Origin of the sequence: Halorubellus litoreus (genome assembly GCF_037081675.1) — an archaeon.
GTDB lineage: Archaea > Halobacteriota > Halobacteria > Halobacteriales > Natrialbaceae > Halorubellus > Halorubellus litoreus.
Genome location: NZ_JAZAQL010000004.1, coordinates 266,969 through 277,082 on the forward strand (window position 1 = coordinate 266,969; position 10,114 = coordinate 277,082).

General features: G+C 57.8%; 9 protein-coding genes. 8 read left to right on the forward strand and 1 reads right to left on the reverse strand.

The window, feature by feature from the left end; all coding sequences use genetic code 11:
• Positions 1 to 57 precede the first annotated feature (57 nt).
• Positions 58 to 3,660, forward strand: coding sequence for an Eco57I restriction-modification methylase domain-containing protein (locus VYJ16_RS18870; RefSeq protein ID WP_336351870.1), 3,603 nt, complete (start codon positions 58 to 60; stop codon positions 3,658 to 3,660).
• A 193-nt stretch (positions 3,661 to 3,853) separates the two neighbouring features.
• Here VYJ16_RS18870 and VYJ16_RS18875 read toward each other — a convergent pair whose 3' ends face one another.
• Positions 3,854 to 4,114, reverse strand: a complete 261-nt coding sequence (locus tag VYJ16_RS18875) for an ArsR family transcriptional regulator (RefSeq protein WP_336351871.1) — start codon at positions 4,112 to 4,114, stop codon at positions 3,854 to 3,856.
• 266 nt (positions 4,115 to 4,380) lie between these two features.
• Here VYJ16_RS18875 and VYJ16_RS18880 point away from each other — a divergent pair, with 266 nt between their 5' ends.
• From VYJ16_RS18880 to VYJ16_RS18910, 7 genes are all read left to right on the forward strand, one after another.
• Positions 4,381 to 4,683 (forward strand): hypothetical protein, encoded by a 303-nt coding sequence (locus VYJ16_RS18880; protein ID WP_336351872.1) that lies wholly within the window; start codon positions 4,381 to 4,383, stop codon positions 4,681 to 4,683.
• On the forward strand, positions 4,680 to 5,174 hold the full coding sequence (locus VYJ16_RS18885; RefSeq protein ID WP_336351873.1) for a hypothetical protein: 495 nt from the start codon (positions 4,680 to 4,682) through the stop codon (positions 5,172 to 5,174). The genes VYJ16_RS18880 and VYJ16_RS18885 overlap by 4 nt, the downstream gene beginning before the upstream one ends.
• Positions 5,175 to 5,384: 210 nt before the next feature.
• On the forward strand, positions 5,385 to 5,810 hold the full coding sequence (locus tag VYJ16_RS18890) for a hypothetical protein (protein ID WP_336351874.1): 426 nt from the start codon (positions 5,385 to 5,387) through the stop codon (positions 5,808 to 5,810).
• Positions 5,807 to 6,757, forward strand: coding sequence for a hypothetical protein (locus VYJ16_RS18895; RefSeq protein WP_336351875.1), 951 nt, complete (start codon positions 5,807 to 5,809; stop codon positions 6,755 to 6,757). The genes VYJ16_RS18890 and VYJ16_RS18895 overlap by 4 nt, the downstream gene beginning before the upstream one ends.
• Positions 6,758 to 7,479: 722 nt before the next feature.
• On the forward strand, positions 7,480 to 8,409 hold the full coding sequence (locus VYJ16_RS18900; RefSeq protein WP_336351876.1) for a hypothetical protein: 930 nt from the start codon (positions 7,480 to 7,482) through the stop codon (positions 8,407 to 8,409).
• Positions 8,406 to 8,957, forward strand: a complete 552-nt coding sequence (locus VYJ16_RS18905) for a hypothetical protein (RefSeq protein ID WP_336351877.1) — start codon at positions 8,406 to 8,408, stop codon at positions 8,955 to 8,957. Before VYJ16_RS18900 ends, VYJ16_RS18905 begins: the two co-directional genes overlap by 4 nt.
• A 379-nt stretch (positions 8,958 to 9,336) precedes the next feature.
• Entirely contained in the window at positions 9,337 to 10,017 is a 681-nt protein-coding gene (locus tag VYJ16_RS18910; RefSeq protein WP_336351878.1) for a hypothetical protein, read from the forward strand.
• The last annotated feature ends 97 nt before the right edge of the window (positions 10,018 to 10,114 follow it).

Genomic DNA, 10,114 nt, shown 5'->3' on the forward strand with positions numbered 1-10,114 from the left:
GATTGCATCAGGTTCCCGCACGTGGGTTTTATGTGACCTCCCGGGTTGGTGTGGGGCATGGCTGACCAGATCTCCGCTGGGGATATCGCGGACTGGGATTCGCTCGACGACATCGCGGCTTCGTTTGAGAAACGCGGCTTGAAGCGGTACGACGGGCTTGACGCGGAGAACAAATTAGCGCTGCAGATCGACGACGGCGAGTTCATTGTGTTGGTGGAGGCGGGTGCTGGGGAGTCGGCGAACGACTTCAAACCGGAGAATCGGGCGCGACGGACGAATCTGGTCGCGACGAACGACTACGAGTCGTTCACGTTCCTCACTCGGATCCGGAGTTGGGAGGGCCAACAGCACGGCCGCATCAAGCACCAGAAGCTCTCGTTCACGAAAGAGCAGATGACGAGCGATAGCGGTCAGAAGAACACGGTGCTCCAGAAGCTCAACAGCATCGAGTACGGTAATCCCGACACGGTCGTCGACACGCTCTACGACACGAAGCAGGTCGTCAAGGAGTTCTACGAGGACTTCGAGAAACTCCGCACGGACCTCGTCCAGGAGGTCGCTGGTATCCCCGACGACCGCGGGGACGCGAAACAGCGGTACGTCCAGATAGTCCTGGACCGCATGATCTTCCTCTACTTCATCCAGGAGAAGCGCCTCCTGGACCGGAATCGCTCCTATCTCCACGACAAACACGAGGACGTCGTCGAGGACGAGGGGGACGTGTACGCGGACTTCTATCATCCGTTGTTCTTCGAGATGCTCGCCGAAGGCGTGGACCGCGGGGACTTCGGGAGCCTCCCGTACCTCAACGGTGGCCTCTTCTCGAAGAACCCCGTCGAGGAAGAGTTCGAGGACGCCCGCCTCGGTGAGACGACCGAGCGGACGAACGAGCTGTTCGGGGACATCCTCGACTTCCTCTCGGACTGGAACTGGAACGTCGACGAACGACTCGACATCGTCGACCCGAAGAACCTCTCGCCCGCCATCCTCGGCCACATCTTCGAGCAGACGGTCAACCAGAAGGAGATGGGCGCCTACTACACCCCCGAAGAGATCACCGGGTTCATGGCGCGCCGCACGATCCACCCGTATCTACTCGACCAGCTGAACGACGCCGTCGGCGCCGACTACGAGGATATCGACGAAGTGTTCGCACTGGACGACATCGAGAGTGGGGATGCGAGCGAGGCGCTCGCGGACGGCGGCGCCATCACCGCCCAAGCCCCCACCGACAGCGTCGACACCAACCACGTCGAGACGCTCTACCACGACGTCCTCACCGAGATGAGCGTCCTCGACCCCGCCGTCGGCAGCGGCGCCTTCCTCCTCGCCGCCCAAGAAATCCTCCTCGACATCTACCTCCAATGCATCGAGTACTTCCAACACCTCACCGACACCGGCCACGGCTGGGAACTCACCAGCAAAACCCGCGACGAACTCGAAGCCATCAATTCGAGCTCCGGCGGCCCCTCCCTCTACGCCAAACGCAGCATCATCCTCAACAACCTCTACGGCGTCGACATCGACGACGGCGCCGTCGAAATCTGCAAACTTCGGTTGTGGTTGTCGATGGTCGCCGACATCGAAGACGAACCCAACGAGGTAGAGCCGCTACCGAACATCGACTTCAACATTCGACAAGGGAACTCCCTTATTGGATTTTCGGATTTCATTGAAATCGATAATCAAGGGAATAAGCCATTGTCGAACTGGGGAGAAGGAGTCGGAACTGGCGTTCGAGAATTATTTGAAGACGTGATTGAAGCTATAGACAGTTACAACACCGCTAAAGATCCTGAATCCCGACGTGATGCTCGTTACCTTGCTGAATCACGTATAGATTCGCATGCTGACTCCTTGGATGAGAAGGTCCTTGAAGAATTCCATGAGGCCGGGTTATCATCGTTGGGTATAGAGGACATCCGTGAGTTTGACCCATTCCACTGGGTCCTGGAATTCGCACCAGTGTACGACACTGGCGGGTTTGACATCGTAATCGGGAATCCACCGTGGGAGGTTCTCACTTCGAATCGGGAGGATTACTTCACTCAATTCGATCCAATATTCAGAACGCGGGGGAAAAGTGACAAAGATTCGAAGCAGGAGGAACTCCTCAAAAATACAGCAATAGAGAATGGCTGGGAAGAACACCAGGACCAAATGCAAACACTGTCGACGTACTTTACTAACGGCTCAAGTTTTTCGCTTCAAAGCCCGGAAGTAGGAGGACACGGAAAGCACGATCTCTCTGCCCTCTTCATGGAAAGAGTATTGGACTTAGTAGGGGATCAGGGGTATGTATCACAGATTATACCTGGAAGAAATTTCATAGGCACCTCAGGAAAGGACTTACGAACTCACTTACTTTCCGATACATCAATTGAACATATAGTCTCATTCGAAAATCATGGCATATTCGAGGATATCGATAACAGATATAACTTCGGCATAGTAACGCTACAGAATTTTGGGTCGACGGATTATCTTAGGGGGATATTTAAACAGCATGACCTAGAAGTTCTATCGTCATTTGACAGCAGTTCGTTTAATATATCAAGTGAAATATTGCTAGAATATTCCCCAACAGTCCGGCTCTTCCCGCAAATAGACTCTGAAACCGAAATCGGTATAATTCAGAGTATAATCCAGTTCCCACCCTTGAGTGAAAAACAACAAGAGAATTGGTATATAGATATCTACAAAGAGGAGTTGAACCAGACCAGAGATCGTGACCGGTTCGTAGAAAATCAACAAGAAGGCGATTATCCTGTTTACGGAGGCGAGAACATCTATATGTTCAGCTATGATTCAACATTTTTTGAGGACATCAATTCGCCTTCCCTGTGGAGTGTAGATGAGTCAAAGGATCAAGAGATAAGTGCAAAATATAGGATTCGGGAGAAGAATTTGAGGTCACTTAAAAAGTCTCTCTATCAAGAGTTTGAAGGCACCGGTTCACAGATCGGATTTGTAAATAGCCTTTTGGAAGATCACGGCCGTGGAGAGCTAAATGAAGAAGATGTGTTATTAGATTGTACTGAATATCGGATAGGGTTTAGGCATATATCAAGAGCCACAGACGAACGTAGTTTCATAGCAACAGTACTACCTAAAGGTGTTGTATGTTATGAGAAAGTCCCCGTGGTCCGTCCATACAAAATTAAACCTGCACTGGAAGATCTCGGGGATTCACCACTTCATAGCGTTTACGAACGAGTTTTCTCAGATGAAGAACTTTTCGCAGCAGTTGGTCTACTGAATAGCATCTGCTTTGATTACTTAGTCCGTACTAAGCTTGACACTAGTATGTCTAAGTATGTAATTGAAGAGTCACAGCTCCCACGACTCACTGAGGGGGATGCGTTGTTTAAATACATATCCCACCGAGCCGCTCGGCTTAATTGCTACGGCAAAGAGTTTGCAGAGATGCGTGAACGTCTCGGAGGAATTAATCCTGCAACAAATACCGAGGAACGTCGAGACGTACAGGCTGAGCTTGATGCGGCCGCTTTCCACGCCTATGAGCTTAGTAGGCAGGAGGTGGAATATATCCTAAACGACTTTCACAGGGTTAGTAACCCCAGAATAATGACTGAAGATTACTTCGAGAGAGTCATTGAGAAGTTCGATTCGCTCAGTAATCAAGCTCAAAATCCTTGATTTCCAGTATCCGGGGTGTCGAATAACGTTACGCTTGGAACAACTTAGACCCGAATTTACCCACTCAGATGTTTATTGACTTATACTGTAAGTGGCAAGTCTGGCATCGTCGCTTCGCAGTTCAAATACAGGGTGGAATAATGCTGCGGCGTGAGCCGGGTAAAAGAATCCAATCGTTGGAATCAACTGCGGTCTAGACGCCCTCGTCTTCCAGTTCGGAGACGTCGAGATCGCCAGCAAGGTACGCGCGTCCGTGGTCTGAGAGTCGGTAAATGCCTGCAGCTTCGTCTTGATATTCGATTAGATTGTGGTCACGAAGGAGGACCACGTGTTCGCGGATTGTATCTCTGGCCCAGTCGGAGTTTTCAGCGATCAACCGAGGGGTCAGAACTAGCTCGCGGTGGCCGCCCTCATTTGCGAGGATTTCGAGGATATCCCGGTCTGAGGGAGTCATCCAATTGGCTAACCGGGGTTGCATTAATCATACGCCATAGCGCGCCCCAATTGACTGTTTTCATCAAGAACTTTTTCCACCCTATCCAAAGTAAAAATCACACAATCTCGGGGGTAAAGCGTAAGTATCCGGCTCACACAGGACTGTGTGACGCGAGCTTCATCGCGGACCTGTCGCTCTCCGAGCGTGGGTCCTCACGAGAACTGCGGGCCCCGATGCGTGGACATCGGGCCCGCGTGGGCTCCGTCGAAGTAGGCGACGCAGCCATGAGCAAGGATGCTAGCGCGGGAGAAAAACCTCCCGCACCGACCCGAGACGCACCATCCACCAACCAACCCACTGCGGTCATCGTCGAACAGACGCATCGCGTGACGCGCGACGGCATCACCACCACCACCACCACAAGCGTCACCACCCCCACCCAATCACAGCGGATCAGCGAGGCGGTGGCGGACCAACTCCACCTCGCCTTCGACATCTCCCCCGAGGAGCACGACCTCACCACCACGCCGGCGTGGACGTACGCCGACCACGCCCTCACCCGCCTCACCGGAGGTGACGGGCGGTGAGCGACGACGACCCGGAGTACGGGGTGACGGACGCGTGTCCGCACTGTGACGCGGGCCCAGAGGCGTTGTATCGGCGGGCGCCAGGCTTCTCGAAACCCACACGCGGGGAGGACGCCGACAAGGACTGGTACTGCCGCCGCTTCGAACACGCCTTCGACACCCAGCGCGGCCCGAACGCCAACACCCCGGCGGCTTCAACCATGGGAGCGTCGCCGATCGGCTCATCCAACCCCCACTCAGCGCCGTCACCAGCGAGAACACCCGATGACTCCCTACACTCGATGGACGATCACCGCCGCCACCACGCGCATCGCCCTCGCCACCACGGGAGGACTGCTATGACCCCCACCGCGGTGGTCGACGACGACACCACGCTCAACGCTGGCATCATCGTCGACCACGCCAAAATCGGCCCCCTCCAGGTCACTCACAGCACGCGCGGCTACCCCACCAGGGTCGAATCCGCGGTGCTCGACCCGCCCGGGCGCTAGTGGGTCACCTTCCGCGCCGACCACATCCACGCCGCGTGGAATCAGACCCTCACCCCACGAGCGAGACCAGCCCCGCCCCCGGAGCGCACGCGGAACCAACGTAGGCCCGGATGGCGGATGGCTCGTCGACGACACGCACGACTGCATCCCACGGATCGACCAGACGACCGACCACGAGCGCAGCCAGCTCTGCGGCCAACTCATCGACCAATGACGAACCACACTCCCCCCACCGACCAGACGCACACCCACACAACCGACAACGAACAGAACGAGCGCGACGCCAACCGCTTCGACACCCTCTCCGGTTTCCAACGCGCCATCCTCCGCGCCCTCGACGCCACGCACCCACAGGCGAGCGAGACCGCCACCAGCATCCGCGAAATGCTCCGATCCTACTCCCACTACGACGCCGACGAACCATCGTCGAGTCGCTTCTACCCCACCAAGCTCTGCCTCGAAGACCGCAACTGGGTCTGTATCCAGCACGGCCTCGAGGACGCCCGGCGCCGCCACTACCACCTCACCCGCCCCGCCATCCAAGTCCTCACCGCCATCACCGCCGTCGAACTCGGCCACAACACCACCACCCAGCCAGACACCACCACTGCGGACGCTGGAGGTGATGCGGGATGACCGACCACGAGAGCCTCGAGGAGCGACTCGACGAGCTCGAAGACGACGTCGGCGAGCGCCTCCAGGAACTCGAAGCACGCGTCGGCACCCTCGAAGCCGAAGTTGAGAATCTCGACGAGACCGTCGAGGAGCTTGAGAGCGAGAACGATGCATTGAATCGCGAGGTGGATAGGTTAAGAACGAAAGCTGAGCGAGAACAGCGGAAACGCCGGGGTCTCCAACGCACCATCGCGCACGTCGAACGCGACATCACGGATCGCCTGGACTTCATCACCACCGACGTCTGGGAGCTCGAAGACATCGTCTACGGCGAGCTCGACGGCGCGGCCGCCGACGTCCACGTGCAGAACGACGGCGACGTCTTCACTCGGCTCGAACACCTCGAGACGCGCGTCGAGGAGGTCGCCCACGGCGAGGTCGACGCCGCAGAGCTAGCAGCACAGCAAGCCGGGCCGAGCGTCGAGGACCTCACGCCGTTGCATCAGTTGTACACGACGGCGACGAATCTGGAGCCCTACGAGCACGAACTCAGCTCGAACCAAGAGATCGCCGCGCGGCTCTTCCCACATCTGGCGCAGTATGCAACGCCACATGGCGACGAATTACATCTGTCGTCGAACAAGCTCCAGGACGTCATCGAACGCGAGGTCGCAACGCCCGAACTCGCGAAGCGCCTGGACGTCCGCCATCCCAACCGTAACACGGTGCGGCGCGTGATGGAGTTCATCGGCCGCTTCGGCAAGGACCTCCTCGAGTTCGCACCAGCGAGTGGCGACGAGCGACGGAACGATCGGAACCTCATCATCATCGATAGGGACGCGTGGCACGAGTACACCAGTCAGTTCAGCGAGGCCGACGCTGTCAACGGTGTGACCGCGACGGCCAGTGAGGGCGATAGCGGACAGCAGGTGTTGACGGATGACGGGGGTGATGTTACGGTGTCGTAACCAGCCACGAGCGAACACCGTAACACGCTGATCTGGGCGATAGCCCCAACATATCACACGGCCAAGTAATTCCACCGACGCCGCCGCTGTATGCATCTATTCGCTAGTGGTTGGTGCGTGGACTCGTCCGGGACTCGTCCGGCTAGGGGCAAGTCTCGGACGAGTGGTTGTGCGTTACGACCTGGGTGACGAGCGTGTTACGACGGCGTAACACACGACGGGAGAACCCCTAATATGGATTCTGTGATGCGGGTGGGAGCGAGAAGGCCGTGCCGGCATCGCGGACGTGCACGGGCACCCGGATCGATTTCGGGTGTCGATGCTGGAGGGACTGCAATCGGGCCGGGTGGGGGAGGGAGCACGTTGCGTAGTGTCTGCACGTGGTCGCCCCCGCATGGACAAAGCTCGTGCGTGGAGAGGTTGTGGGTTGGAGAGGGTGACAAGGAGGTGGTTGGTGTGCTGGGGGGCGTGAGTAGTGGTGGGCTGTGTTGCTGAAGATGTTCGGTCGGGGGTGGGAGTCGGTGTGGGGTAGGGCCGGGAGTAGGTCTTTGGGTCTGCAATGCGAGTGGGTTGGGTATGGGATTGGGATGGCTATGAGTGTGGGTGGGAGTGAGTGGGCGGCGATTGATGCGTGGTGGCCTGAGTCTGAGTGCGCAGCATTGGTTAGTGGGCGGTATGCGGGAGATCGCGTCACGGTTGACTCGGAACCCGGGTGTGGGGCTGTGGACGAATGGTGGGCGGCAAGCGAGGCCGGGATGGGGGTCGGTGTTGGTGTGGGGGAGAGCGTGGTGGGTGAGTGCGATGGTGGGTGGTGGGGGTCGGTTGATACGTGGTGGGGTGACTTTGCTGGGGCGGGGCGTGAGACGGCGGGTGCGGTTGTGGCGGCGTTCGAGCGGGCGAATGAACAGTGGGCGGCTGGGGAGGGGCCGTTCGACACCGACCCGTTAGCAGGTGATACTAACATGAGTCGTGGCGAGCGCGGCCCACTCCCCCCAGCCACAGAACCCGACTGGTCAACGTGGCTGGCCCGAACACTCAGACCCTCCCACGCACTACCCGAGACACTGTTCGACACCACACTCAACGACAACCCAACCACTGTCCGAACCGAAGCCGTCCTCCCAAACGCCGACGGGACCGACCGCCGCGCGGACCTCCTCATCTTCCACGACGACCGCGCCGTATCCATCGAAGTAAAACTCGGCGATGAAAACTACGCGAAAACAGCGGAAACCGTCGCCCTCGTCGAACACCACTACCCCAACTACGAGTGGACACACGTCTTACTCCTCCCCGAGCAACAGCAAGACGCGCTCACCGCCACCCTCGACAGCACCACTATCGACACGGATACCGAGCGGCCGCGGCTCGACTGGCCGGGGAAGCCCTCGGTGCGAGTGCTGTACTGGCGGGACGTCGCGGTGGCGTTGCGGTCCTGTCTCGTACGCGGGGCATGTGTGGATGCGTATTGGGCGGCGAATGCGTATCTGTTGTGTGCGAGTATCGAACGTCGTGTCGTCGGCTTTCAGACGGCGGCGGTTGTCGCGGAGTTAGCCGGCCCGACAGGGATCGTGGATTTGTTGCCGACGGCACAGCGGACGCGCCTGTTGAGCAAACAACTACGGTACTTGCGTGAGTGGGTTGAGGCATGAGTGAGGATGTGGTCTCGAATGGGTTGGTGGATGATCGGTACGTGAAGGCGCTCCGGTTGGTCGAAGAGTTCCAATCGCAGGTTGGCGCGCTCCTACGGCAGTTTGAAGCCCAGATGATGCAGGCGCAACCGGAGCTGTTCGAGCAAGGTGAGACTGCACGGCTAAGGCAGAGTGAGAATCCGGGGAGTGGCTTGGCGAATCATCGGATTAATCACTCGTTGTCGGGGCCGGCGGCGCCGGATGGGGTAGATTTGAACGTGCATCTGTATTGGATGCCGCCGGCGGAGTACAACCGGACGGATATCGATGGGGCGCTCCGGGCGTTCGGATACAAGCTCAAAGGCGCCGATACCGGGATCGATGAGTCAGTAGCTGAGCAGACGCGTGCAGGTGAGTGGGAGCTGGAGATGGCGCCGAATCCGTATGATTCGAACACGGTGTTTTATCGACACGTCAGTTCGAAAGCCGAGATCATGGATGCGATGACCGTGTTGGTTGACCACTTTGAGACGTTCGGCGATGCGTACCACATGGAATCCCAGTCGTGAAGACGCCAAGGAGAGAGTCAGCAAGCCCACCACCGGGCCGAGTATTGGTGCCGAGAGAGCCTGTGTGAAATGGGTCGTATCGCTGGGCTGCTCATTGCCCCTCTCCTGAGTTCGGAACTGGGTGAGTGTGAGAAAGCGTAGAGTTGAGACGATACGACAGAGGAGAGTGTGATCGGATTGGAGCTGCTGACCGCCACAACGAGTGTTAGCTGTAGATGTGCCCTTCCACTGGATTGTGGGGCGTGACTGAGGCGGGAAATGATCGACTTGTGTCAGGACGGTTGCCAGCGGGCTCCTCCCGCTGAAGAATCACGACACCGTTATTGACTTCATCCGGCGCCATGGATACACCAATCTCGAAGCCGGCCACGACCCCGTCATGCCCGGCGTGGATGCAAACATCATCGGCTGGCGACTCCCCGAGGTTCTCGACATCGATAGCGACACTGGCACCCAGGATGCTGCCGAGCGAAAGCCGACGAATGGCTACGCCCTCGCAACCGGCGTGAAAGAAGAACTCGACTGGCACTACAAACAATACAATACCCACGAGCTCACGGCAGCGTTCGGCGAGGAGTTCGCACGCCTTGACAACCAACCCGCCGGCGCTAACCGCGAGGGCCTCCTCGGCTTGTACGAGTATCGGCGCCTCCGCACCCACCGCTCTGTCGACATTATCGAATGCAACACCGGCGACGATGCGATTATTGAAGCGTACAAGGCGTACAATCGTGAGAGTCGGAAGACGGCAATCTTGCTGAGTAACGATTACGGGTTCGTTGAACGCGGTCGTGACGCTGGGGTGCCCACCCAACACATCGCCTATCCGGTCGACATTCCACGGAAGGCGACCGGGTCCTGGACACTAGCCACCGAACTACTGTACTATCTCGCCGTGTTCTTCGGCGTGGTTGTACTGCCGAAGGTGACAGTGTATGGCGTTTGGAACGGCAAAGGCGGCCGGAATTGGCAGCATGAAGAACTTGATCTCGATAGTCGCAGCCCGAAACTCGAACCCGTCCTCCAACGCGACCGCATCCTCCTCAACGCAATGCCATAAAAATCCCCAACTCCTTCGTCGTAACGAAGGTACACGGGGTCGTCAAGAACTCTGTCCGCCACCGCAACAACACGATCCCTCAACATCTGAATGAGCA

What these genes read in the sequence shown, in the direction of transcription:
- VYJ16_RS18875 (WP_336351871.1), bottom strand. Translation starts at nt 4,114, where the DNA reads ATGACTCCCTCAGACCGGGATATCCTCGAAATCCTCGCAAATGAGGGC.
- VYJ16_RS18890 (WP_336351874.1), top strand. Translation starts at nt 5,385, where the DNA reads ATGACGAACCACACTCCCCCCACCGACCAGACGCACACCCACACAACC.
- VYJ16_RS18870 (WP_336351870.1), top strand. Translation starts at nt 58, where the DNA reads ATGGCTGACCAGATCTCCGCTGGGGATATCGCGGACTGGGATTCGCTC.
- VYJ16_RS18905 (WP_336351877.1), top strand. Translation starts at nt 8,406, where the DNA reads ATGAGTGAGGATGTGGTCTCGAATGGGTTGGTGGATGATCGGTACGTG.
- VYJ16_RS18895 (WP_336351875.1), top strand. Translation starts at nt 5,807, where the DNA reads ATGACCGACCACGAGAGCCTCGAGGAGCGACTCGACGAGCTCGAAGAC.
- VYJ16_RS18910 (WP_336351878.1), top strand. Translation starts at nt 9,337, where the DNA reads ATGCCCGGCGTGGATGCAAACATCATCGGCTGGCGACTCCCCGAGGTT.
- VYJ16_RS18880 (WP_336351872.1), top strand. Translation starts at nt 4,381, where the DNA reads ATGAGCAAGGATGCTAGCGCGGGAGAAAAACCTCCCGCACCGACCCGA.